Below are 23312 nucleotides of genomic sequence, written 5' to 3'. Positions count from 1 at the left end.
TCAGGTCAGAAAGATGCGTTCGATAAACCAGAACGCGCCGATGGCAGCGATCACGGCAGAGCATGGAATGGCGATGCGGCTGCGATACCACGCTTTCTGACCGAACCAATAGCCCACCAGAAGGAAGGCAATGGCGATCACGGTCAGTTGGCCCAGCTCCACTCCGATATTGAAGCCGATCAATGCGGGCAGGAACTGGCTTGCGGGCAGGCCGAACTCCTCCAGCACGGAGGCAAAGCCAAGCCCGTGCAGAAGGCCAAACGCGAAGACGAGCGCGGGCCGCCATTTGTTGAGCCCGTCGGTAAAGATGTTCTCGACCGCGACATAAACGATGGAAGCGGCGATCAGCGGTTCCACGATCTCGCCGGGAATGCGGATGATGTCGAGCGCGCCCAGGGCCAGCGTGACGGTGTGGGCGAGGGTAAACGCGCTGACCTGCCAGATCAGCGGCATCAGGCGGGTGCTGAGGAAAAACAGGCCCAGAACGAACAGTATATGGTCGAGACCCTTGGGCAGGATGTGATCGAAGCCCACGGGTATGTAGCCTGCAAAGACCTGCCATCCCGTCAGCATGCCCCCTCCGGCAAGAGGGATTTCGGTGGTCGTCTGACCACCTTCGAGATAGCCGGTAAAGGGCTCCTCGACCCCTTGTTGGCGCAGGACAAGGTCACCCGCGCCGTCAGGCCATGTGAGCACCAGGCTGCCAGCCTCGCTTGGCATCTGGCCTGTCACCACCAGGTGCGTGGCGCGGGGCTGTTCGACATCGCCGACCTCGGGCACCTCAACCCGCGCGACGTCAAGTGGCACGGGTTGGCCGGCTGCATCGATGCGCAGCCATTCCAGCCAGCCCGGTGCAAAATCACGGACCTCTCTTTCAAGCGCCTGGGGGGGCAGGGCGCGCAGCCTGTCATAGGCGTTCGACCGGTCCGACGCGTTGGTATCCGCCAGCCCGTCAAGGTCGATCCCCGCCACGAACGCTTCTATGTTCAAGCGCAGGTCAAGCTCCAGCTGCCCGTCTGTGACGGTCAGATCGCCGATGGTCGGGGTGACTTCGTGCGCGTCGACCACAGCACCGAGGCTGATGAGCCAGAGACTTGACAAGACCAGAAGGGTGCGCAGTTTTGACGCAACCATCATCCGAGGCCTGCCCATGACTGTTCGCCGCATCCTAGCTGCCCTTACTCTTGCGCTGGGGGCACCCGCCAACGGCGCCGTCGCGCACGAGTTTTGGATCGAACCGCAGCAATATCAAGTCGAAAGCGGTGCGCCCGTTGTCGCAGATTTCAAAAATGGCGAGAACTTCGGCGGCATCACGCTGGCTTACTTCGAACGGCGCACGGCCCGCTATGACATTGTTCAAAACGGCGACACCACCGCGGTCGAGGCCCGGATGGGTGATATTCCGGCACTCGAAACGCAACCGCTTGGGGATGGATTGCTGGTCGCGGTGCATCAGACTGCGCACAGTACGATCGCTTACACGACCTGGAGCAAGTTTCAGCGTTTCGCCGATCACAAGGATTTCCCGGACATCCGGGCGCGCCATCAGGCGCGAGGTCTGCCGGAGATGGGTTTTGAAGAGCTTTACGTGCGCTTTGCAAAGGCGCTGGTCGGTGTCGGTCACGCCCAGGGCGCGGACGCGGAAACCGGCATGGAGACGGAGTTCGTGGCCGAAGCCAATCCCTATACCGATGATCTGAACGGCACCTTTCCGGTGCGCCTGCTTTATCGCGGCGTGCCGCGTCGGGACGCGCAGGTCGAGGTGTTCGACAGGGGACCTGATGATTTCGTCATCGTCTCAACCCAAAGAACCGATGCCGAAGGGCGTGTTTGGATACCGGTGACACCGGGCCATCGCTATCTTCTGGACGCCGTCATTCTGCGCCCGGCAGCCGAGACGGAGACCGCTGTTTGGGAAACGCTATGGGCTGCGCTTACCTTTCAGGTGCCCGCGGAACGGTGAAGACGCCGAAAGAGGATCAGTCGGCAAAAAGGTACTCGGTCTCGGCCAGGGCACGCGCTTTGTCGGTGTCGATGGTCAGGAACTGCGTCAGCGCGTGCATATTCTCGTCCAGATCGGCGGTTTCGCGCATGCGGTAGTGATGTTCGAAATTCGCGTCTCTGATGAGATCGCTTTCATATACGATGTCGTTGCGGATCGTCGGGATCAGGCCGTCGAGGGTGGCTTGACTTGTTTGTTCGCCCGCAAGGCCCACGCGCATGGCGTGTCCGATCAGGTACTCCTCGGTGAATTTGCACTGGATTTCCAGCAGACGCGTTTTTGAACGGTCGGTGAAGAAATCCTGCATCAGGTCGAGATTTCCGGGATCCATGCAGACGATCAGGCGGTCGGTCTCGTAGTAGTCAAAGAGCATGCGCATCAGCGCGCGCCGGTGACGGGTGCGTTTCCACAAAGTAGACTGGATCCCGCCTAGATCCGGCAAAGTCGTTTCCTCCTCGTTAAAGAGGTATTCGATCGTGGGGACGTTGGTGATCTGCCGAATTTGATGCAGCAGGCGTTTTGCGACATGCCATTTCTTGCAGGTCACAATCATCAGCTCACGCTGGCGGCCCAGGGAGCTTTCGGTTTCCCAAAACCGCATGGAAAAGCGCCGCCCGATGCGCCCCCGACCGGTCAGGAAGGTGTAAAGGCTTTGCCCCTCGTTGGAGATGCGAAATTCGACACCGGTGTCGGAGTATAGATCACCCAGCCTGCTCTTGAGTTCTTCCGCCTCGGGGCTGATTTTGCGCGCAAAGAGGAAATCCTGTGTCAGCAGCATGTCGTAGTGATCGTTGTAGAACGCCACGGGCATGCCGTAGTCGGAAAACATCAGGAAGGTCAGGGTCCGGTTGCGGATCTCGTGCCCGGGCACGACATGGCGCACGAGGGTCTGAAAGAACGTCTCGTCCGGGATCCAGGTGGTGCGGAAAAAGCGCATGACGTCGCGGCGGCGGCGTGTGAAGTCCAGGATCCACTCGATCGTGCGGCGGCGCAGGCACCACCATTGGCTGCCGATCTGCACCTGGATGTCGGCGGGGATGTTGCGCGTCAGTCCAAGCTTTTCTTGAAGGTTGAATGCCGCATAGAACAGCTTGGGCTGGGTGCGTTCGTTAAAGAAGTGGCGGTAGATCAGCCGCTCTTCCTTCCAGCCGGTCTTGATCCAGTCGCTGTCGAAATAGTCGAAGCTTTCGATGAAGTCGGCATCGTTTTCGTCGAGGAACCGATGGGCGTATTCAGCCGTTTTGATCGCCATGCAATCGCCGGAGAGCATGTAGAAATGGGTCGCGCGCGGGAACGCATCAACGGCCGATTCAATGGCGTAAAGGGACGCTTGGACGAGAGACCACGCGCCCCAGCCGCATTTGATACGCGTATGGGCGAAGGCCACGCGCGGGTTGTCGTCCAGTGCTGACTTGATCCGTTGAAACGCGTCGGCGGGAGCCCGCGCATCGAAATGGATCGACATATAGTCGCCCGCCGCCGTCAGACGTTGCGCCTGCAGGATAACAGCATCCGGGTCTTTGTGGCACAGCAATATATATGCAATTCTTGCCATCCGGCTCCGTTCTGCTCGTGTTCTGTTTGGTTGTCTTCCTTGATAATGATGAAGACACGTTGAATGAATAGGATTTATTTGCTTTTTTATAGCAAAGGTGACCTGCGGGCAGCAAACGTACCGCGGCACGGAGGAGGCAGTCGAGATGGGGTTTCCCGGCACCTGGATGACGGAAAGCGAGAGCGTCGTTTATCGCGTCGTGCCGAAATGCGCATGCTCGACGATCGGCCAGATCATGTATTTCTCCGATCACGGAGAGTTCTTTGACGGCGACATCCACGACGCTCAAAGCGGGATGCACAAATGGGCGATCGAAGCGAGCCAGGAGCCGATCACCAAGAACGTGCGATCACACACCTCTTACGCGTTCACCTGCGTCAGGAACCCTTATACGCGGATCCTCAGTTCGTTCTTTGACAAGATTTGCGGCATCCAGCGGAACGGCAAGCGCTATCGCGGCAATCTGGTCCCGCTGCTGGTTCAGAAATACGGCATCGATGTCGGGGGCGAGGAGGGGAAGGACGACTTTGACCAGATCAAGAGCTTCCGCCGCTTTCTGCTGTTCGCACGTGATACCATCCGCTGGCGCAGGCCGATGGACCCGGACATTCACTGGTCGGCCATGTCAGGTCATGTCTCGACCTTCATCGTGAACGGCGGGATGTATGATCGCATCTTCTGGACGGAGACGTTCAACCAGGGCATGAAGGACGTTCTGAACGCGGTCGAGACACGTCACACTGTGGATGTGACCAAGATACCGAGGTTCAATGAGAGCGAAGGACATGGTCCGAAAAGGCTGCATCCTGTCGAGGACTACTTCGACGATCTGTCGATGCACCTCGTCTATGAAATGTATCATCGCGATTTCGATCTGTTCAAATACGACTTCGACGATCCATCGAACAAAATGCCCATCGGTGAAATCGACCTTGACGAGGTTCATGCCAAGCTGGGAGACTAAGCTCTCCGTGCGGGCGGGATCCGGAATTTGAGGCAAATTCCGGTCGTTTTCCGTATCGGAAAACGGCGCCCCTTGCATCCGACATCTCTTGCGCGGCGGTGCTGCGCGCCTTACATCGCATCGCCATGGCCAAGCAGAAGACTGATCCCAACTACAAAGTCGTCGCCGAGAACAGGCGCGCGCGTTTCGATTATGCCATCGAGACGGATCTCGAATGCGGGCTGCTGCTCGAAGGATCCGAGGTGAAGTCCCTGCGCCAGGGGGGGGCCAACATCGCCGAAAGCTATGCCGGCGTCGAAGAGGGCGAGCTGTGGTTGATCAACTCTTACATCGCGCCTTACGATCAGGCAAAGACCTTCCGCCACGAAGAACGGCGCCGGCGAAAGCTGCTTGTCAGTCGCAAGGAGCTTGCGGATCTCTGGAACGCGACCCAGCGCAAGGGCATGACCCTAGTTCCGCTGGTCCTGTACTTCAACCATCGCGGCATTGCGAAACTGAAGATCGGCGTCGCCAAGGGCAAGAAGAACGTGGACAAGCGTGAAACCCAGGCCAAGCGCGACTGGTCACGACAGAAGCAACGCCTTTTAAAGGAAAACCGATAGCATCATGCTGACGGTGTATGGCCTTCGCTACAGTGTCTACACGCGCATCGTAAGGCTGCTGCTTGAGATCCGGCAGGCGCACTATTCCCTTGTCGAGGCCAATCCGTTCTCCGATCCGCCTGATCCTGATCTCGACGCTATAAGTCCCTTTCGCCGGATCCCTGTGCTCGATCATGACGGCTTTCGCCTCTACGAGACGGCAGCCATAACCCGCTATCTTGCGACCGTTTTGCCCGGTGACGCCCTGGTCCCGGCCGAGGCGAGGCTGTCTGCCCGCATGGATCAGGTCATTCATGTGATCGATAGCTATGGGTATTGGCCACTGGTCCGCCAGGTCTTTTCCCACAGCGTCTTTCGGCCTCACATGGGGTTGGCCTCCGACCCGGATGAGGTGCGTGCGGGACTGTCTGCGGCTGCTCCCGTTCTTGCCGAACTTGAGGCATTCAGCACAAGCGGCGCGGTGCTGAGCGAAAACAATGTCACGCTGGCCGATCTCCATCTGGCCCCGATGCTGGGATATTTCACCATGGCGCCGGAGGGTGCGGCCATGGTTGAACGCCATCCCGCCCTGTCACGATGGTGGTCGATCTGGTCGGCACATCCCGCCTATCTTGCGACAGACCCCGGGCTTGAAACGCTTGCAGCGGAACGGTAGTCAGACGGTCAGGACCTTGAGGGGATGGCCATGCAGGACGATCCAAGAACAATCGTATCGACCACCTGGCTGGCCGCGCATCTGAAAGATCCCGATCTGCGTTTGCTCGATGCGTCCTGGTATCTTCCAGATGCAGGACGTGATGCAAAGTCTGAATATGATGCGGCCCACATTCCCGGCGCGCGCTTTTTCGATATAGACGAGATCAGCGATCATCGGTCTGCGCTGCCCCACATGGCCCCCCCGGTCGAAAAGTTCATGTCCCGTATGCGGGCGATGGGCGTTGGCGATGGCCACCAGGTTGTCGTCTATGACGGTGCGGGCCTCTTGTCTGCGGCGCGTGTCTGGTGGCTTTTCCGCCTGATGGGACAGATGAACGTGGCCGTGCTCGACGGTGGCTTTCCGAAATGGCAAGCAGAAGGGCATCCGGTCGAAGACCTTCCGCCGGTTATCCGTGATCGCCATATGACGGTGCGGGTGCAGAACCACCTGGTGCGCGATGTGACCCAGGTCTCGGCGGCATCCAAGCTGAAAGACCATGAGATTCTGGATGCCCGCGCGCCCGCGCGCTTTCGGGGCGAGACGCCCGAGCCGCGTGAAGGTCTGAGATCGGGCCATATTCCCGGCTCCAAGAACGTGCATTACGCCACGTTGCTCAACGAGGATCAGACCTTCAAAAGCCCAGCCGATCTGCGCCGTATCTTCGAAGACGCCGGTGCCGATCTCGAAAAGCCGGTGATCACGACCTGCGGATCGGGTGTGACGGCGGCGATCCTGAGCCTGGCGCTCGAACGGATCGGCAAGACCGATCATGCGCTTTACGACGGCTCTTGGGCTGAATGGGGCGCGTTTTCCACCCTTCCCGTTGCAACCGGAGAAAACTGATGTTTGACCGCCTGACCGCGCAGCCCGCCGACAAGATCCTGGCGCTGATGCAGATGTTCAAGGAAGACCCGCGCCCGACCAAGATCGACCTTGGCGTGGGGGTTTACAAAAACGCGGAAGGTGTGACGCCAATCATGCAGGCGGTCAAGACCGCGGAAAAGCAGCTTTGGGAGCAGGAAACGACGAAGTCCTATGTCGGACTGGTCGGCGATCCGGGGTTTTCCGATGCGATGATCGACCTGATCCTCGGCGACGCGGTGCCGCGGAACATCGTGGCGGCTGCCGCAACGCCCGGAGGCACGGGCGCTGTGCGGCAGGCCTTCGAAATGATCCGGATGGCAAACCCGGAGGCGCGCATTTTTGTCTCGGACCCGACCTGGCCGAACCATCTCTCCATCCTGAAATACATGGGGATGGAGGTCGTGTCTTACCGCTATTTTGACAGCGAAACCCGTGGCGTGGATTTCACAGGGATGATGGATGACCTGGGTGCTTTGCGATCCGGGGATGTCGTTCTGCTTCACGGCTGCTGTCACAATCCGACGGGTGCCAATCTCAACCTGGTCGAATGGCAGTCGGTCATCGATCTGATGCAGAAAAAGGGCGCCGTGCCCATGATCGACATCGCTTATCAGGGGTTCGGCGACGGTCTTGAGGAAGATGCCGCCGCCACACGCCTTGTCGCGGCCTCTATGCCGGAATGCCTGATCGCGGCCAGTTGCTCAAAGAATTTCGGTATCTACCGTGAGCGAACCGGCCTGCTGATGGCGGTGTCGCAAGAGGCGTCTCAGCACGGTCTGAACCAGGGCACGCTCGCATTTCTGAACCGTCAGAACTATTCTTTTCCACCAGATCACGGCGCACGGCTTGTGACCATGGTCTTGCAGGACCCGTCTTTGCGTGCAGACTGGGCCTCTGAGCTGGAGGAGGTCCGCCTTTCCATGCTGGGTCTGCGTCAGCATCTCGCTGACGAACTCCAACAGCGCACAGGGTCGGATCGCTTTGCCTTTCTTGCGCAACATCGCGGGATGTTCTCGCGTCTTGGCACCACCCCGGACCTGGTTGAAAAGCTGAGGGCCGAACATGCCATCTATATGGTTGGAGACAGCCGTATGAACATCGCGGGTTTGAACGCCACGACCGTTCCAATCCTTGCGCAAGCGATTGTGGAGGCCGGGGTCTAGGGCCAGCGGGTCCCTCTTCTTCTCGATCCAAATACGGAAAAGAGCGCCACTTGCCTGATGCCAGCGGCGCTCCTTTTTTTTGGAACCGTGGCAAGGTGCGCCAATAAAAGATCGCGTGCGGTCATTTGGCCGCTCTATTTTTTCAGTCGCGCAAGAAAAAACCCGGGCGCGAACGCCCGGGCAGTGGTCACCAGACTGAGGGAAGGAGACTCAGCCTTTGGAGAATTCGGGATAGGCCTCCATGCCGAGTTCCGACATATCGAGCCCGTTGATCTCTTCCTCTTCGCTGACGCGGATACCGATCGTGACCTTCAGGATGAACCAGAGGACAGCGGAGGTAACGACCACGAAGATGGCCACGACGAGGATCGCATAGAGCTGTGTCATCAGCGATGCGTCGGGGTTGGTCAGAACGACCGCGATGGTGCCCCAGATGCCCGCGATCAGGTGGACCGGGATGGCGCCGACGACATCGTCGATCTTCATGCGGTCCAGCATTGGCACGGTGAAGACCACGATCACGCCGCCAATCGCACCGATGATGGTCGCCATGCCCAGGCTTGGCGTCAGCGGCTCTGCCGTGATCGACACCAGGCCGGCCAGTGCGCCGTTCAGAACCATCGTCAGGTCAGGCTTCTTGTAAAGCAGCTGCGTCAGGATCAGGGCCGCGATTGCGCCACCGGCTGCCGCCGTGTTGGTGTTGGCGAAGATCCGGCTGACATCAGCCACGTCACCCACGGTGCCCATGGCCAGCTGAGAGCCGCCGTTGAAGCCGAACCAGCCGAGCCACAGGATGAACGTGCCCAGTGTCGCCAGTGCGAGGTTGGAGCCGGGCATCGGGACGACTTTGCCGTCCTTGTACTTGCCGATCCGCGGCCCCAGAATGATCGCGCCGGTCAGAGCAGCCCAGCCACCCACGGAGTGCACAACGGTGGAGCCTGCGAAGTCGAGGAAGCCCATCTCGTCGAGGAAACCGCCGCCCCATTTCCAGGAAGCTTGCAGCGGGTAGATCACTGCGGTCAGCACGATCACGAAAATCAGGAAGGGCCAGAGTTTGATCCGCTCGGCCAGCGTACCCGACACGATCGACGCGGTCGTGGCACAGAACATCAACTGGAAGAAGAAGTCCGAGCCCGTCGAGGCATAGCTGTAGTCATCTGCCGCATCTGCGGTCACGCCAACAGCTTCGAGGACGCCGACGCCCCAGACGCCCGACAGAACACCTTCGACCATCCAGGTTCCCAGCGGGTACATCAGATTATAGCCCAGCAGATAGTAGAAGATCGCGGCCAGCGAAAAGAGCGAAATGTTTTTCGTCAGCTGCATGGTCACGTTCTTGGAGCGCACGAGACCCGCTTCGAGCATGGCAAAGCCCGCGGCCATCCAGAACACAAGAAAACCGCCGATCAGGAAGAGCAGCGAGTTGAAGATAAAGACAGAATCGGTCGAGGCATTGACGCCCGGCGTCGGGCCGTCCTGCGCCAGGGCCAGCGTCGGCAGCGCAACGAGTGCGGCGGCGACGGATAGTGTTTTGAGTGTTTTCATTGTCCGTTTTTCCCTTGGATTGGCCGCTTCCTTAAAGCGCGTCCTCGTTGGTCTCCCCGGTGCGCACGCGAATGGCTTGCTGCACGTCCAGAACGAAGATTTTGCCGTCGCCGATCTTGCCGGTCTGTGCCGTTTTGGCGATCGTCTCGACGATCTGATCAGCCATTGACGCGGCAACCACGATTTCCAGCTTGATCTTGGGTACGAAGTTCACTGCGTATTCCGCACCACGGTAGATTTCGGTATGGCCGGACTGCGATCCGAACCCCTTGATTTCGGTTACCATCATTCCGCGCACACCAGCTTCGGTCAGCGCCTCGCGGACCTCCTCCAGCTTGAACGGCTTGATTGTCGCAATGATCAGTTTCACACGTGTCCCCTAAGCTTTGGCAGGCTGGCCTGCGATTGCCTCCGCAGAGAGACCAAGGCGGCCCTGCAAAGGGAACGTTAACGCGGCTGTGAACAGGAAGAGGGACAAGGTTCTTGCATATTTTTTGCACATATTTGTGAATATGTTTAAAAATTAGGCGAAAATGAAAAGGCGAAATCCAGCCGATCGCCCTCTCTACAAACGGGCGCTGGCAGTCTATGTTGGACAAAAGTCTAGGGCCGGGCAGGGCTGCAAATGAGTGATTCACGTCGTCGCAGACCGCCCCTTGTGGCGGATAAACGCTATCCGTCCGGGGGAGCGAAAAAGTCGGGCACAACAGGCAAACCCCGATTAAAGGCAAAGCCGGCAACCCGCAAACGCGCGCCGGCCAAGCGGCGGTCCGGCGGCGGCAATGGTACCATCCGCGGCTTTTTCGGCGGCATCCTAAGGTGGATCCTGCGCTTGTTTTGGGGCTTCACCTGGCGGGTGAGCATGATCGTCATGCTACTGGTGGCCATGGCTGTTGGCTATGTTTACACGACCCTGCCGCCCGCAACGGCGGTTCTGGACGGGCGCGCGCGCGGTTCGGTCACGATGCTCGACTATCAGGGGCAGGTCTTTGCCTGGAGAGGGGATCAATTCGGTGGCGTGGTGACCGCTGACACGGTCTCCCCCCACCTCAAGAACGCGATCATCGCGACAGAGGACAAGCGGTTCTACCGGCATTTCGGGATCAGCCCCAGGGGCATTGCAAGCGCGGTGCGCATCAACCTCAGCGAGGGACGGGGGCCGCTGTCGGGCCATGGCGGGTCCACCATCACGCAGCAAACGGCCAAGCTGCTGTGCCTTGGAGAGCCGTTTGATCCGGCAACCGGCCTCTCGGAGGCGGAGTACGAGGCTGAATGCCGACGCACGACCCTTTGGCGTAAGGCCAAGGAAGCGATTTATTCCTTGGCCATGGAGGTCGCCTATACCAAGGACGAAATCCTGACCATCTATATGAACCGCACCTTTCTGGGCGCGGGCGCGCGTGGCTTTGAGGCCGCAAGCCAGCGGTATTTCGGCAAATCGGCAGCCGAGGTGGATCCGGCCGAAGCGGCAATGCTGGCGGGCCTTCTGGTGGCGCCCACCCGGTTTGCCCCGACCAACAATCTGGAACGGTCTCAAAATCGGGCCGCGACCATCGTCCGGCTTATGCGGGAGCAAGGCTATCTCTCGGCAGAGGACGCGCAGCGTGCCCAGGCCAACCCGGCCCAGCTGTCGGAGGCTGCGGCTGCGCGTGCGGGGGGCTATTTCGCCGATTGGGTCATGTCGAGTGGCCCGGAGTTTTTCACGCGCAACACGACCGAGGATGTGATCATCCGCACAACGCTGGACCAGCGTCTGCAGAAAGCGGCAGAGGATGCGATGCAGGCCGTTTTCTCAACCAAGGTGCGCGAGGGGTCCAAGGCACAGGCCGCCATCGTGGTGATGAGCGCAGATGGCGCCGTAAGAGCCATGGTCGGAGGACGCGAAACCAAGGTGGCAGGCGCCTTCAACCGGGCTAGTCAGGCGCTACGGCAGACCGGATCGTCGTTCAAGCCCTTCGTCTACGCAACGGCGCTTGAGCTTGGATATTCTCCCAATGACATGATCCGGGACGAGCCGATGTGCATGTCCATTCCGGGTTCGGGCCAATGGTGCCCGCGCAACTATACCAATCAGCATTATGGTGATGTCACGCTGACCCATGCGCTGAAGGATTCACTGAACATACCCGCGGTCAAGGTGTCTGAAAGCGTTGGGCGTGACAACGTCCGGCAGGTCGCCGCGGATTTCGGGATCGAAAGTGATCTGGCGCTCGGACCCGCGCTTGCGCTTGGCGCGTCCGAAAGCACGTTGATCGAAATGACGGGCGCTTATGCGGGGATCCTGAACGGGGGATCCGCGGTAACGCCCTATGGGCTGGTGGAGCTTCGGCTGCTGGGCGATGACGGTCCGCTGATGGGCGCCGAAGGCGGGATCGGAGAGCGCGTGATCCAGCAAGACGCCGCCCAGCAACTGACCTGGATGATGGAGAAAGTGATCACCAACGGCTCTGGCGGGCGGGCCAAGCTGCCGGATCGTCAGGCTGCTGGCAAGACCGGCACGACACAAGCGGCGCGCGATGCGTGGTTTGTCGGCTTCACCGCCGATTACGTTGCCGGTGTCTGGATGGGCTATGATGACAACACGCCATTGACCGGTGTCACAGGCGGTGGCCTGCCGGCTGAGATTTGGCGCGAAACCATGGTCCGTGTGCATCAGGGGCTCGCAGCGCGCCCTCTCCCGATGCAGGAGCCTGTTCCGGCAACGCGCCTGTCCGAGCAACCTTCGCCACAGAACACCGCGCAGGGCGGCGAATCTGCGCTTGAGCGCGTTTTGCGTGATATTCTGGGCGGCGGTGGCGGATCGGGCAGCAACCCGACCCGCTCGTCTGCCGAAGGTGATCGCTAGCCCGTCAGGTCGCGGCCTGCAGATCGGCGATCATCGCGTCGATATTACCGCCGCGGCGATCCAGAAGCGCGCCGATTTCCGTACGCTCGGTCAACAGCAGGTTCACACCTTCGATGAACATGTTGAAAAAGAGGTCACGCCCGGATTTGTCGGAGACCAGAAAGGTCACTTCGAACGGGGATTGGCCGCGCAGGAAGGCGACGCTGCGGATTTCATAGCCGCTGCGGATCTGCCGGGCCGACTGAACCTCGATGCGACCACCGATGAATTCACGGAACCGGCGCCCATATTTGCGCGAGATGTAGACCTGGAAAGCTTTGGTAAAGGCGCGCATCTGCGCCGGGCTCGCACGGCGGGCATCAGCCCCCAGCGCATAGCGGGCCATAATCGGAACATCTGCATAGCGCGCAAAGATGCGTTCAAAATCCCGGATCATCGCGCTTTCGGATTTGCCCGAAGCGATGACGCTGTTGATCTCTGCGACGAGCTGGTCGACCAGTCGGCGCGCGCTATCGGGGCTGAGCGCGAATGCGGGAAGCGGAAGGGCGGCAAGGCCGGTGGCAGCCAGGCTTGCCAGAACGGAGCGGCGGGAAAAGAACTTACTCGGCATAGGGGTCCTCATAAGGGTCCGGGAATATTTCATCTTCATATGGGTCAACAAATGCGTCGCTGTCATCGCCCGACAATTCAAAGCGGCGTGACTGCAGGTAGATCAGGCGCAATTGCGCGTAGCTGTCGGCGCTTTCGTACAGGATGGCATCCACCGTATCGGTGAACCGCCCGCGATCACCCAGGCGGGAGGCCACGGAAGCGGCGGTGCCGTAGTATTCCTCGGGGCTTGGCAGCACGTATGTCAGCGGGTTGGTGAAGATATCCACAACCGTACCAACCGTATCCCGTGCCGTCGAAGGCCCCAGAACAGGCAGTTCGATATAGGCCCCCTCTGACGCGCCCCAGACGTGAAGCGTTTCGCCGAAATCGGTATCGGCTTCTTCGATGCCGAAATCCGAGGAGACGTCGAACAGCCCCCCGATGCCAAGCACCGAGTTGATCAGAAAGCGCGATGTGGCAACGCCGGCCGTCCGCAGATCGCCTTGCAGGAGCGCGTTCACGGTGACGCTTGGCATTGAGAGGTTTTCGGCGAAATTACCGATGCTTTGCTCGATCTCGTCGGGCACGATTGTGGTGTAGCCGGTCGAGGCGGGGCGCACGATCGCACGGTCCAGACCTTTGTTGAACTCGTGCGTTTTTCGGTTTGACTGCTCGTATGGATCGAATACTCCGCCGGAGCGGCTGACCGATTCACCTTGTTGAGCGCAGGCAGACATCGCCAGAACGAAGGCAAAGAGAACGCAGGCCCGCATGCGCGAGAAGGGTATGGATATCATGGCTATCTTCAATGGAAAACCTGGCTTAATCTTTGTATGCGTTACTTAATTCGTTTCGCTTCAGTGGTAAGTCGACGTCATCTCTATTGCATGGTTTTTGCCCGATATGGAACAGGCCAACGCATTGAACGCGCGATTGCTTCGGAATTAACAGGTATTTGCTGATAGGTACGGCAGAAAGGCGCCGATGACAAACATGACGACAAAAGCTGGTCTGGAGGAGTTGCGGGCGGCCCGGAAGGAAAGCCGGTCGCTGTATTGGACCGTCGGGCTGTTCAGTTTTTTTGCAAACCTGCTGATGCTCACCGGCCCGATCTTTATGTTGCAGGTCTATGACCGCGTCCTTGGCAGCCGGTCAGAGGCGACCCTGATCGCGTTGGCGCTCCTCGTGGCCTTTCTCTATGGCATCATGGGCATCCTGGATTTCACAAGGGGCCGTATCATGGCCCGTGTGGGCGCGCGTTTTCAGTCCCGGCTGGACCGCCGGGTGTTCGATGCGGTTTTGCGCAAGTCAGCTGTAAAGCCGGATGAAAGCTCCCAGACGGGGCTGGCAGATCTCGAATCGGTGCAGCGGCTGATGTCGTCGCCGGTTCTGATGTCGTTCTTCGACATGCCCTGGACCCCGATCTTTCTTGCCGGGATCGCGATCTTCCACCCATGGCTGGGTCTGCTGGCCTTGGGCGGCGGCGCCCTTTTGATCCTTATTACGTTCCTGAACCAGGCCTTTTCCCGCAATCCGGTGATGCGCGCGAACATGACCTCCCACAAGGCGACGATGCTGTCGGATGAGCTGCGGAACGAAGCCGAAATGGTGCAGAGCATGGGCATGCGGGGCGCCGCGTTTTCCCGCTGGCAACTGGCCCGCGACGCGGCGCTGGGCCAAACCGTGGCGGCAAGCGACGTCGGTGGCGGCTTTACCGCCATGACCAAGTCGCTGCGCCTGTTCTTGCAGTCAGCGATCCTGGCCCTGGGCGCCTATCTCGTTCTTCAGGGCGAGGTGACGGCAGGCGCCATGATCGCCGCGTCGATCCTGCTGGGCCGGGCCCTTGCACCGATTGAGCTGGCCATCGGACAATGGCCGCTGGTGCAGCGCGCGAACAAGGGCTGGAACAACCTGGCAGAGCTTCTGTCCACGGTGCCGCCAGAGGCAGCGCGAACCGCTTTGCCCAAACCGAAAGCCCGCCTTCAGGTGCAGGCCCTGACCATCGTTCCGCCCGGCGAAAGACGTGCGGCCTTGCGGAATGTTTCGTTCACCGTGATGCCGGGGGAGGCGATCGGCGTGATTGGCCCATCCGGCGCGGGCAAGTCCACGCTTGCGCGGGCCTTGACAGGTGTCTGGCATCCCGCAGGCGGCGCGATCCGGCTGGATGGGGCCTCTCTGGATCAATACGATCCGGACGTATTGGGCCAAAATATCGGATATCTGCCACAGCGGGTGCAGCTTTTTGACGGAACCGTCGCGCAGAACATCGCCCGTCTGACATCCGAGCCGGATTCGGAGAAGGTCGTCGCCGCCGCCAAAAAGGCCGATGCGCACGAGATGATCGTCAACCTGCCCGATGGCTACGACATGCAGATCGCCGCCGGTGGCGGTCGCTTGTCAGGGGGTCAGATGCAACGCGTGGGCCTTGCACGTGCGATGTACGACGATCCGGTGATCGTGATCCTGGACGAGCCGAACTCCAACCTCGACAACGAGGGGTCCGCGGCGCTGAATGCGGCAATTCGACTGCTGAAGTCGCAGGACAAGTCGGTCCTGATCATGGCGCACCGTCCGGCGGCCATCAAGGAATGCGACAAGCTGCTTGTGCTTGAGAACGGCGCCGTGGTCGCGTTCGGTCCGAAAGAAGAGGTGCTGCGGCGCACCGTCCAAAATCACGAAGAAATCCAGAAAACCCCAGCGTTGGGAGGTGTAAGATGAGCCAGAGCAATTGGTCCGCCCGCTGGCCCGTCATCGTCGGTGTGATCGGGCTGCTGGTCCTTGTGGGCGGCTTCGGCACATGGGCGGTGATGACAAACATCGCAGGGGCCATCATCGCCAGCGGGCGCATCGAGGTGGATCGCAACCGTCAGGTGGTGCAGCACCCTGATGGTGGTGTCGTGGCCGAAATCCTTGTCGACGAGGGCGACACCGTTGTCGAAGGTCAGCCGATGATCCGTCTGGAGGCCAGCCAGCTGCGCTCGCAATTGGCCATCGTGGAAGGGCAGCTTTTCGAGCTGATGGCGCGACGGGGCCGATTGGAAGCCGAACGCGATCAGACCGACGAGATTGTTTTTGATCCCGATGTCCTGAAAATCGCGGCCATCCGGGACCAGGTGCAAGGCTTGCTGGACGGTCAACAGCGCCTGTTCGAGGCGCGCCGGGTCTCCGAGACGCAGGAGGTCGAGCAATTGTCGAAGCGGCGCGGCCAGATCGACAACCAGATCGAGGGCGTTCTGGCTCAACAGGCGTCGATGCGGCGACAACTTGAGTTGATCGAGCGGGAGCTGAGCAACCAGCAATCGCTTCTGGATCGCGGCCTGGCCCAAGCCTCTACTGTCCTGAACCTGGAGCGGACAATGGCCAGCTTGCAGGGCGAGCTGGGTGAGCTGATTGCGACGCAGGCGCAGGCCGAGGGGCGCATCACCGAGATCGACATCGAGATCCTCAAAATTCAAAGCGTCCGGCGTGAGGAAGCGATCACCCGGCTGCGTGACCTCCAATACCGGGAGCTGGAATTCGCTGAACAGCGTGCGGCCCTGCAATTGCAACTCAGCCGTCTGGATATCTCGGCTCCGGTGTCGGGGATCGTGTACGGTCTTCAGGTCTATGCCCCGCGCTCCGTGATCCGGCCCGCAGATCCTGTTCTGTTCATCGTCCCGCAGGACCGGCCGCTGGTGATCGCCGCTCAGGTCGACACAATCCACGTCGATCAGGTCTATGCCGAACAGCCCGTCACCTTGCGGTTCTCAGCGCTTGATCAGCGGCTGACACCGGAACTGACCGGCAAGGTGATGCAGGTCTCGGCGGATGCGTTCACGGATGAAGCGAGCCAGATGTCCTATTACCGTGCCGAAATCGTGTTGAGCGAGGGCGAGCAATCGAAGCTGCCGGAAGGGGTAGTGCTTGTTCCCGGCATGCCGGTGGAGGCGTTCATTCGAACGCAAGACCGATCCCCGCTGGCCTATCTGGTCAAGCCGCTCACAGACTACTTCACCAAGGCGTTCCGGGAGAGCTGACCTTTTTCGTCTTTTCGCCCCGTGGCGGTCAGGCTAGCGTCCGGGCAAAGCGGCGTGGTGGAAGGAGCATGAGCCATGGGATTCGAAAGCAAACTTGCCGATCTGGGGGTAACCTTGCCGGATGCCCCGGCGCCGGCGGCGAACTATGTGCCGTTCGTCCAGGTTGGCGATGTTCTCTACGTCTCGGGGCAGATTTCGTCTGACGAAAACGGCTTTATCCTCGGCAAGCTGGGCGCGGATATGGGCATTGAAGACGGCGCCGCGGCGGCACGCACCTGCGCCATCAGCCTGCTGGCGCAGGTCAAGGCGGCTTGCGGCGGCGATCTTGATCGCCTTGTTCGGGTGGTCAAGCTGACAGGTTTCGTGAATTCAACCGGTGACTTCCAGGACCAGCCAAAGGTGATCAACGGGGCCTCCGATTTCCTTGTCGAAGCTTTGGGCGACGCGGGACGGCATGCCCGATCTGCGGTGTCCGCAGCAGCCCTTCCCCTTGGCGTCGCGGTGGAGATCGAGGGGATCTTCCAGATCAAATGACCGCACTGCCAGAGGCGTTTCTGCGCCTGCCTTTTGCGCATCGCGCCCTGCACGATGTCGAGAATGGCCGCCCCGAGAACAGCCACGCCGCCATTGGCGCGGCGATTGCGTCCGGTTACGGGATAGAAATAGACCTGCAGCTTTCAGCGGACGGTCAGGCCATGGTCTTTCACGATTATGCCCTTGATCGGTTGACGCACCAGACCGGCCCGCTTCGGCGACGCGAGGCGACGGAACTGGAAGCAATGGCGCTTAAGGACGGACCCGGAGAGGCGATACCCCGCCTCGAATCGGTGCTGGACCAGGTCGCTGGACGTGTGCCCTTGCTGATTGAGATAAAGGATCAGGATGGCGCGATGGGCCCCAATATCGGTCCGCTTGAGGAGGCGATTGCGCAGTGCTTGCGCGACTATGACGGACCAGTGGCCGTCATGTCCTTCAACCCCCATTCCGTCGCGCGGATGAGCGCGCTTTCACCCGACATTCCGCTTGGACTGACCACATGCGGCTATTTCGATGACGAGTGGCCCCTGGATACGGCCACGCGGGCCCGGTTGCGCGATATTCCGGATTTCGAGATGTCGGGCGCCACATTCATAAGTCACGATGCCCGCGACCTGACAAGGCCCCGGGTCTCCGAGTTGAGGTCCAGGGGCGTGCCGGTCCTCTGCTGGACAATCCGCTCCGAAGCCGCCGAGCTGTCAGCGCGCGCCTATGCCGACAACATCACGTTCGAGGGGTATGCCGCGCGTTTGATACCTTGATCGGTCGCTGACGCAGAACAGATAGAGGCGGGCGGGGCAAAGGGGCGAGCGTGAGTCAGGCCGAAATTGAGATAAGAGTATCGGGATCACTGGCGGAGATCCCCGCCGAGGATTGGGACAGTTGCGCCTGCCCCGAAACCGCGGATGGGGCAAGGCCCATCGATCCCTTTACCACGTACCGTTTCCTCAAGGCGCTGGAGGACAGCCGCTCGGTCGGTGCAGGCACCGGATGGCAGCCGCAATACCTGACGGCTTATCTTGAGGGGTCGTTGATCGGATGCGCGCCGATGTACGCAAAGTCGCACAGTCAGGGCGAGTATATTTTCGATCACAACTGGGCCCATGCATATGAACGGGCCGGGGGTCGCTACTATCCCAAGCTACAGATCGCGGTGCCTCATACTCCGGCCACCGGCCGGCGGCTCCTAGTCAAACCCGACTTCGCCGAAACCGCGCAATCCGCCTTGGTGCAAGGCGCGGTGCAGCTTGCCGCCAACAACGAGCTGTCGTCTCTGCACATCACCTTTTGCACCGAGGCGGAGGCACAGGCCGGCGCGGAGATGGGCCTGATGAGCCGGGCCACACAGCAATTTCATTGGGAAAACCGGAACTACGCCACGTTCGACGACTTTCTGAAGGGTTTGTCCTCCCGCAAGCGCAAGAACATCCGCAAGGAACGCAAGCAAGCACAGGATTTTGGAGGCGAGGTCGAAATCCTGACCGGAGACGCCATCGAACCGCATCACTGGGACGCGTTTTGGATCTTTTATCAGGATACCGGCGCGCGAAAATGGGGCACACCCTACCTGACACGCAGGTTCTTCGACGAAGCGCAGGCGCATCTGCGGGACGACATGGCGTTGATCCTTGCCCGTCGCGACGGGCGTTATGTCGCCGGCGCGTTGAATTTCATCGGGCGCGAGACGCTCTTTGGGCGCTACTGGGGCTGTACCGAGCATCACCCCTGTCTGCATTTCGAACTGTGTTACTATCAGGCCATAGACTTTGCGATCACCCATGGCCTGACCCGTGTCGAAGCTGGCGCGCAAGGGCAGCACAAGCTGGCGCGCGGCTATCTGCCGACACAGACCCACAGCTTGCACTGGGTTGGTGATCCGGGTTTCGCTCAGGCGATTGAACGATATCTCGAAGCGGAACGCGCGGCGATTGAAGAAGAAATCGAGGTTCTGACCGAATACGGTCCGTTCAGGAAGGCACAGATAGAGGAGCAGGAGTGATGACGGAAAAACTCTCGGACGAGACGCGCGGGCCTCTTTTGGACCCATTGATGCAGAGCGGCTGGGCCATGGTTGAGGGGCGCGACGCCATTCACAAGACCTTTGAATTCGCCAATTTCGTCGAAGCGTTCGGCTGGATGACCCGGGTGGCCATCTGGGCGGAGAAATGGGACCATCACCCCGAATGGGACAATGTCTACAAAACCGTCAATGTGACGCTGACCACGCATGATGTTGGCGGGCTGAGCGCGCTTGACGCGAAACTCGCACGAAAAATGGATGCGCTTTCTGCCTGATCGAAGAGCTTTCGGTCAGCTTTGGCCGGCCATTGGTTGAGGGACAGGCAGTTGCAAGCGGACCGTTGCCCCATTGGACGGGCCTGCGTCGAACTGCAACTGGCCTTCCCACTTTTTGACATATCCAGAGACGATCCGAAGACCCAATCCCCCAAAGGCGTTGTCGGAAAAACCGGCGGGCAAGCCCGGACCGTCATCTGAAACCGCTATGTCGAGGCTGCGTCCGTTTGCGCGTGACAAGAGGCCGATCCTTACGGTGACGCTGCGCCCGCCGTGTTTGAACCCGTTGCCGACCAATTCGTTCAGCACCACCCCGATCATGACAGCCTGATCTGGCAACAACGCGAGCTCGTCCTCAGTATCGCAGCTCAGATCAAGCGTGCCGGATGCTGCGGCACCGATTTCCTGAAGAAGTAGCCGAAGATAGGCTTTGAGCGCCACGGTCCCTTGCGACGGATCCAAATGCAGTTGGTCATGCAGTGTCGCAAGCGATGCGATCCTGTTAGCGGCCTGCTCGACCGCGCGTTGCGCGTCGCCATCGTTCAAACCGCGCGCTTGCGATCGCAGCAGACTGATCACCGTGGCCAGGTTGTTCTTGATCCGGTGGTTCATTTCCTGGCTAAGATCTTGAAACTGCATGCAAAGCAGATCCTTGGCCGCCGGTGCGTCACTTATCTGCTGATGCGTCTCTTCGTGCCTTACCCGTGCTGTCACATCGCGGGAGGTGGATAAAATACATTCGACGACCCCACCCGCGCCACGTATTGGGCTGACGCTCACCTCCCACCACCGGGCTGCCCCTTTTGCCGTGGGGCAAAAGCCCTCGAACCCGCTGGACGCCCCGGCCTTTGCCTTATTCAGCGCGGTAATCAGCTCCGATCGCATTCCGATCGGCCATAGGCTGGTCCAAAGCCGACCAACCACCTGATCCAGCCCGTCCAGCTCCATCGCGCGGAGACCGTTGTGGCTCATGAAGGAGATCGAGCCGTCAAGTTCGATTAGCTTGATGCAATCCGGAGAGGCATTGAGAATGGCCAGCGCGAACCCGTGCTCAAGGCCACCCAATCGATCAAGGGCGGTCGCGTCAGGGTTGGCAAGGTTCGCGGCGCGTGTCGGCATGTCACTCATAGTGCGTGTTCAGGTCAAAGAGATGGCGCACTGTGGTTGACGACGACTTAAAGGCAAAGTGTTGAGATACGGTAAAGCCGACGCATCTCGCAGAGGCAGCGCGCAGCAAGTCTCATCGCTGCGCACCACCAGATCAGATCATTCTGGCTCAGGCCATGGCGTCAAGAAGCCCTTCGCCGGCTGACGTTTCGCAAAGGCCGGGATTTTCCTCTTCGTTTAGCAGGGCGACCTTGCCGTCCTCGACAAGCATCGCATAGCGCTTGGAGCGGCCCAGCAGCCCCGCCGGTGGCGCGTCGAAATCCATCCCAATGGCCTTGGTGAACGCGCTTTCGGGATCCGCCAGCATAGTCAGACCAGCCGCGTCAGCACCGGTCGCCTCTCCCCAGGCTTTCATCACGAAAGGGTCGTTGACCGAAACGCATATGATTTCATCCACGCCCTTTGCGTCGAACGCTTCCTTTGTGCGGATAAAACTGGGCACATGCGCGGAATGGCAGGTGGGCGTGAAGGCGCCGGGCACTGCGAAGATCACGACCTTTCTGCCCGCGGTCTTCTCGGCCAGTGCAACGGGCGATGGGCCATCCGGGCCGATTTGGATCAAGGTTGCTTCGGGCAGCGTGTCGCCTTGGGAAATGGTCATGGAGGGCCCCTTATCGTCAATTGCGTTTTCAACTCCGCTGGATATAGGGTCTGGCGGTAATGGGAACCACCAATTTTCACACGGGGGGAGGGAGAGCGGTATGAGCCAGATCGTTGTGGTCGGGGCCGGGCAGGCTGGCGCGTCACTGACGGCGGAACTGCGTAAGGCGGGTTTCGACGGTGATGTCACCTTGATCGGGGCTGAGCCGGTTCCACCCTATCAGCGCCCCCCTTTGTCAAAGGCCTATTTGCTGGGCGAGATGGCGGAAGAACGTCTCTACCTTCGGCCCGAGCGGTTTTATGAAGAGCAGAGCATCACCCTCAAACTGGGCAAACCCGTTTCGGCCTTGGATGCCGGGGCCAAAACGGTGACGCTGGGCGATGAAGTGCTGTCCTATGATCAATTGGCCCTGACGACCGGATCGACCCCTCGTCTGTTGCCTGGTGCAATCGGGGGCGACCTTGGCAACGTGTTCACTGTACGGACGCTGCGGGATGTCGATGCGATGGCGCCCGCAGTCGCGGAAGGGGCGAAGGCCTTGATCGTGGGGGGCGGATATATCGGGCTGGAAGCGGCAGCCGTCGCTGCCAAACGTGGTGTCGATGTGACCCTTGTGGAAATGGCGGACCGGATCCTGCAGCGGGTGGCAGCGCCTGAAACCAGTGCGTTTTTTCGCGATCTTCACACCCGGCATGGCGTGAAGATCCTCGAAGGCGTCGGGCTTGAGCGGTTGACCGGAGATGGCGACGTCTCTGGCGCTGTGCTGTCGGATGGAACCGAGCTGTCGCTGGATTTCGTCGTTGTCGGCGTTGGCATTTTGCCCGAGACAACGCTGGCGGAGGCTGCGGGTCTTGCCCTGGACAACGGAATTGCCGTGGACGAGACCGGACGCAGTTCTGATCCATCCATCTGGGCGGCGGGCGATTGTGCCTCTTTTCCCTTTCGTGACGCACGGATCCGGCTGGAGAGTGTCCCGCACGCAATCGACCAGGCAGAACTGGTCGCCCGCAACATGTTGGGCGCCGGGGAGCAATATACGGCACGGCCCTGGTTCTGGTCCGATCAATACGATGTCAAACTGCAGATCGCGGGGCTGAACAGCGGTTACGATCACGTGGTGACACGCAACAGCGGACCCGCGACTTCGGTCTGGTACTATCAGGGCGAGACGCTTCTTGCAGTCGACGCCATGAACGATCCGCGGGCTTACATGATCGGCAAAAGAATGATCGAGGCCGGAAAATCACCGGCCCCCGAGGCCGTGTCGAACCCTGAGACCGACTTGAAGTCCCTTTTGCGCGCGTGAGGATCATCGCGGGTCAGTTGCGGGGGCGCCGGCTGGCAAAGATCGGTAAGGGGGATGCGGGCGCTCACCTCAGGCCGACAACGGACCGGGTGCGCGAAAGCCTCTTTAGCGTTCTGACACATCGCGATGTGATACCGGGCGCGCGGGTGCTCGACCTTTTTGCCGGGACCGGCGCCCTGGGTTTGGAAGCGCTCTCACGCGGCGCAGCACATGCCACCTTTGTCGAGAGTGGGCGGATCGCGCAGAAGCTGTTGGTGCAGAATATCGAGCTGACGGGGACAGAGGGCCAAACGCGGCTGCTGCGGAAAGATGCAAGGCGGCTTGGTTCCTGTGACGGTGACCCCTTTGATCTGGTGTTTCTCGATCCGCCTTACGGTCAGGGCCTTGGAACGCTGGCCTTGAACGCTGCGATGCGGGGCGGCTGGATTAGCGGCGGCGCACTCATCGTCTGGGAGGAGAGCCAGCCCATGACCGCCCCGACCGGCTGCGCTGTATTGGATCAGCGACGGTTCGGAGATACGCATGTCACGCTGATGCAGCCGGTGGGCGACGCCTGACATAT

The 23312-nt window shown here is 60.3% G+C and carries 23 protein-coding genes; 15 read left to right on the top strand and 8 right to left on the bottom strand.

Features of this window, described 5'->3' with window-relative positions; genetic code table 11:
- Nucleotides 1-1134 carry a HupE/UreJ family protein gene (locus tag CFI11_RS18225; protein WP_130408507.1) on the bottom strand — a complete coding sequence of 378 codons (1134 nt, stop codon included), beginning with the start codon at nt 1132-1134 and terminating at the stop codon, nt 1-3.
- Nucleotides 1135-1150: 16 nt separating this feature from the next.
- Between CFI11_RS18225 and CFI11_RS18220 the strand changes: the two genes are divergently transcribed.
- Nucleotides 1151-1963, top strand: coding sequence for a DUF4198 domain-containing protein (locus tag CFI11_RS18220; RefSeq protein ID WP_130408505.1), 813 nt, complete (start codon nt 1151-1153; stop codon nt 1961-1963).
- A gap of 16 nt (nt 1964-1979) precedes the next feature.
- Here the strand turns inward: CFI11_RS18220 and CFI11_RS18215 are convergent, their stop codons facing one another.
- Nucleotides 1980-3557, bottom strand: a complete 1578-nt coding sequence (locus CFI11_RS18215) for a DUF5928 domain-containing protein (protein ID WP_130408503.1) — start codon at nt 3555-3557, stop codon at nt 1980-1982.
- A 145-nt stretch (nt 3558-3702) separates the two neighbouring features.
- On the opposite strand from CFI11_RS18215, the gene CFI11_RS18210 reads away from it, so the two are divergent.
- The 5 genes from CFI11_RS18210 to CFI11_RS18190 all read left to right on the top strand — a co-directional run bounded on the left by CFI11_RS18210 (nt 3703) and on the right by CFI11_RS18190 (nt 7847).
- The gene (locus tag CFI11_RS18210; protein ID WP_130408501.1) at nt 3703-4521 is read left to right on the top strand and encodes a sulfotransferase family protein; all 819 of its coding nucleotides are present in this window, start codon (nt 3703-3705) and stop codon (nt 4519-4521) included.
- Between the two features lie 125 nt (nt 4522-4646).
- A complete protein-coding gene (smpB, locus tag CFI11_RS18205) occupies nt 4647-5123 on the top strand; it encodes an SsrA-binding protein SmpB (protein WP_130408499.1) in 477 nt (158 codons plus the stop codon).
- Between the two features lie 4 nt (nt 5124-5127).
- Nucleotides 5128-5778: a glutathione S-transferase family protein gene (locus tag CFI11_RS18200; protein ID WP_217358715.1), complete on the top strand. Its 651-nt coding sequence runs from the start codon at nt 5128-5130 to the stop codon at nt 5776-5778.
- A 30-nt stretch (nt 5779-5808) separates the two neighbouring features.
- Complete coding sequence (gene sseA, locus CFI11_RS18195; protein WP_130408495.1) at nt 5809-6663, top strand: 3-mercaptopyruvate sulfurtransferase; 855 nt, start codon at nt 5809-5811, stop codon at nt 6661-6663.
- Nucleotides 6663-7847 (top strand): amino acid aminotransferase, encoded by a 1185-nt coding sequence (locus tag CFI11_RS18190; RefSeq protein WP_130408493.1) that lies wholly within the window; start codon nt 6663-6665, stop codon nt 7845-7847. Before sseA ends, CFI11_RS18190 begins: the two co-directional genes overlap by 1 nt.
- Before the next feature lie 210 nt (nt 7848-8057).
- Here CFI11_RS18190 and CFI11_RS18185 read toward each other — a convergent pair whose 3' ends face one another.
- A complete protein-coding gene (locus CFI11_RS18185) occupies nt 8058-9392 on the bottom strand; it encodes an ammonium transporter (RefSeq protein ID WP_130408491.1) in 1335 nt (444 codons plus the stop codon).
- Nucleotides 9393-9423: 31 nt separating this feature from the next.
- Nucleotides 9424-9762, bottom strand: a complete 339-nt coding sequence (locus CFI11_RS18180; RefSeq protein WP_130408489.1) for a P-II family nitrogen regulator — start codon at nt 9760-9762, stop codon at nt 9424-9426.
- 255 nt (nt 9763-10017) lie between these two features.
- Here CFI11_RS18180 and CFI11_RS18175 point away from each other — a divergent pair, with 255 nt between their 5' ends.
- Nucleotides 10018-12237 (top strand): transglycosylase domain-containing protein, encoded by a 2220-nt coding sequence (locus CFI11_RS18175; protein WP_130408487.1) that lies wholly within the window; start codon nt 10018-10020, stop codon nt 12235-12237.
- A gap of 4 nt (nt 12238-12241) precedes the next feature.
- On the opposite strand, the gene CFI11_RS18170 is transcribed toward CFI11_RS18175, so the two are convergent.
- A complete protein-coding gene (locus CFI11_RS18170; RefSeq protein ID WP_130408485.1) occupies nt 12242-12847 on the bottom strand; it encodes a phospholipid-binding protein MlaC in 606 nt (201 codons plus the stop codon).
- Nucleotides 12837-13625, bottom strand: a complete 789-nt coding sequence (locus CFI11_RS18165; RefSeq protein WP_254448953.1) for a VacJ family lipoprotein — start codon at nt 13623-13625, stop codon at nt 12837-12839. The genes CFI11_RS18170 and CFI11_RS18165 overlap by 11 nt, the downstream gene beginning before the upstream one ends.
- Before the next feature lie 187 nt (nt 13626-13812).
- Here CFI11_RS18165 and CFI11_RS18160 point away from each other — a divergent pair, with 187 nt between their 5' ends.
- The 6 genes from CFI11_RS18160 (at nt 13813) to CFI11_RS18135 (ending at nt 19676) form a co-directional block, all read left to right on the top strand.
- Nucleotides 13813-15546, top strand: a complete 1734-nt coding sequence (locus tag CFI11_RS18160; protein ID WP_130408483.1) for a type I secretion system permease/ATPase — start codon at nt 13813-13815, stop codon at nt 15544-15546.
- Nucleotides 15543-16844, top strand: coding sequence for an HlyD family type I secretion periplasmic adaptor subunit (locus CFI11_RS18155; protein WP_130408481.1), 1302 nt, complete (start codon nt 15543-15545; stop codon nt 16842-16844). Before CFI11_RS18160 ends, CFI11_RS18155 begins: the two co-directional genes overlap by 4 nt.
- 75 nt (nt 16845-16919) lie before the next feature.
- The gene (locus CFI11_RS18150; RefSeq protein ID WP_130408479.1) at nt 16920-17378 is read left to right on the top strand and encodes a RidA family protein; all 459 of its coding nucleotides are present in this window, start codon (nt 16920-16922) and stop codon (nt 17376-17378) included.
- Complete coding sequence (locus CFI11_RS18145) at nt 17375-18142, top strand: glycerophosphodiester phosphodiesterase family protein (protein ID WP_130408477.1); 768 nt, start codon at nt 17375-17377, stop codon at nt 18140-18142. Before CFI11_RS18150 ends, CFI11_RS18145 begins: the two co-directional genes overlap by 4 nt.
- Before the next feature lie 50 nt (nt 18143-18192).
- Complete coding sequence (locus tag CFI11_RS18140; protein WP_130408475.1) at nt 18193-19380, top strand: GNAT family N-acetyltransferase; 1188 nt, start codon at nt 18193-18195, stop codon at nt 19378-19380.
- Entirely contained in the window at nt 19380-19676 is a 297-nt protein-coding gene (locus CFI11_RS18135) for a 4a-hydroxytetrahydrobiopterin dehydratase (RefSeq protein WP_130408473.1), read from the top strand. Before CFI11_RS18140 ends, CFI11_RS18135 begins: the two co-directional genes overlap by 1 nt.
- 15 nt (nt 19677-19691) lie before the next feature.
- Here the strand turns inward: CFI11_RS18135 and CFI11_RS18130 are convergent, their stop codons facing one another.
- Together CFI11_RS18130 and CFI11_RS18125 are read right to left on the bottom strand one after the other, a co-directional pair.
- Nucleotides 19692-20804, bottom strand: coding sequence for a sensor histidine kinase (locus CFI11_RS18130; protein WP_130408471.1), 1113 nt, complete (start codon nt 20802-20804; stop codon nt 19692-19694).
- Between the two features lie 148 nt (nt 20805-20952).
- Nucleotides 20953-21444, bottom strand: a complete 492-nt coding sequence (locus CFI11_RS18125) for a peroxiredoxin (protein ID WP_130408469.1) — start codon at nt 21442-21444, stop codon at nt 20953-20955.
- A gap of 100 nt (nt 21445-21544) precedes the next feature.
- Here CFI11_RS18125 and CFI11_RS18120 point away from each other — a divergent pair, with 100 nt between their 5' ends.
- Complete coding sequence (locus tag CFI11_RS18120; RefSeq protein WP_130408467.1) at nt 21545-22750, top strand: NAD(P)/FAD-dependent oxidoreductase; 1206 nt, start codon at nt 21545-21547, stop codon at nt 22748-22750.
- The gene (gene rsmD / locus CFI11_RS18115; RefSeq protein ID WP_130408465.1) at nt 22747-23307 is read left to right on the top strand and encodes a 16S rRNA (guanine(966)-N(2))-methyltransferase RsmD; all 561 of its coding nucleotides are present in this window, start codon (nt 22747-22749) and stop codon (nt 23305-23307) included. The genes CFI11_RS18120 and rsmD overlap by 4 nt, the downstream gene beginning before the upstream one ends.
- Nucleotides 23308-23312: the final 5 nt, after the last annotated feature.

Origin of the sequence: Thalassococcus sp. S3 (genome assembly GCF_004216475.1) — a bacterium.
Taxonomy (GTDB): Bacteria; Pseudomonadota; Alphaproteobacteria; order Rhodobacterales; family Rhodobacteraceae.
Note: the sequence above shows the minus strand (reverse complement) of the source record. Positions and strands in the feature narration are given on the sequence as shown.

Coding starts and splice junctions, on each gene's coding strand:
- CFI11_RS18225 (WP_130408507.1), bottom strand. CDS start 1,134: ATGGTTGCGTCAAAACTGCGCACCCTTCTGGTCTTGTCAAGTCTCTGG.
- CFI11_RS18220 (WP_130408505.1), top strand. CDS start 1,151: ATGACTGTTCGCCGCATCCTAGCTGCCCTTACTCTTGCGCTGGGGGCA.
- CFI11_RS18215 (WP_130408503.1), bottom strand. CDS start 3,557: ATGGCAAGAATTGCATATATATTGCTGTGCCACAAAGACCCGGATGCT.
- CFI11_RS18210 (WP_130408501.1), top strand. CDS start 3,703: ATGGGGTTTCCCGGCACCTGGATGACGGAAAGCGAGAGCGTCGTTTAT.
- smpB (WP_130408499.1), top strand. CDS start 4,647: ATGGCCAAGCAGAAGACTGATCCCAACTACAAAGTCGTCGCCGAGAAC.
- CFI11_RS18200 (WP_217358715.1), top strand. CDS start 5,128: ATGCTGACGGTGTATGGCCTTCGCTACAGTGTCTACACGCGCATCGTA.
- sseA (WP_130408495.1), top strand. CDS start 5,809: ATGCAGGACGATCCAAGAACAATCGTATCGACCACCTGGCTGGCCGCG.
- CFI11_RS18190 (WP_130408493.1), top strand. CDS start 6,663: ATGTTTGACCGCCTGACCGCGCAGCCCGCCGACAAGATCCTGGCGCTG.
- CFI11_RS18185 (WP_130408491.1), bottom strand. CDS start 9,392: ATGAAAACACTCAAAACACTATCCGTCGCCGCCGCACTCGTTGCGCTG.
- CFI11_RS18175 (WP_130408487.1), top strand. CDS start 10,018: ATGAGTGATTCACGTCGTCGCAGACCGCCCCTTGTGGCGGATAAACGC.
- CFI11_RS18170 (WP_130408485.1), bottom strand. CDS start 12,847: ATGCCGAGTAAGTTCTTTTCCCGCCGCTCCGTTCTGGCAAGCCTGGCT.
- CFI11_RS18165 (WP_254448953.1), bottom strand. CDS start 13,625: ATGATATCCATACCCTTCTCGCGCATGCGGGCCTGCGTTCTCTTTGCC.
- CFI11_RS18160 (WP_130408483.1), top strand. CDS start 13,813: ATGACAAACATGACGACAAAAGCTGGTCTGGAGGAGTTGCGGGCGGCC.
- CFI11_RS18155 (WP_130408481.1), top strand. CDS start 15,543: ATGAGCCAGAGCAATTGGTCCGCCCGCTGGCCCGTCATCGTCGGTGTG.
- CFI11_RS18150 (WP_130408479.1), top strand. CDS start 16,920: ATGGGATTCGAAAGCAAACTTGCCGATCTGGGGGTAACCTTGCCGGAT.
- CFI11_RS18145 (WP_130408477.1), top strand. CDS start 17,375: ATGACCGCACTGCCAGAGGCGTTTCTGCGCCTGCCTTTTGCGCATCGC.
- CFI11_RS18135 (WP_130408473.1), top strand. CDS start 19,380: ATGACGGAAAAACTCTCGGACGAGACGCGCGGGCCTCTTTTGGACCCA.
- CFI11_RS18130 (WP_130408471.1), bottom strand. CDS start 20,804: ATGAGTGACATGCCGACACGCGCCGCGAACCTTGCCAACCCTGACGCG.
- CFI11_RS18125 (WP_130408469.1), bottom strand. CDS start 21,444: ATGACCATTTCCCAAGGCGACACGCTGCCCGAAGCAACCTTGATCCAA.
- CFI11_RS18120 (WP_130408467.1), top strand. CDS start 21,545: ATGAGCCAGATCGTTGTGGTCGGGGCCGGGCAGGCTGGCGCGTCACTG.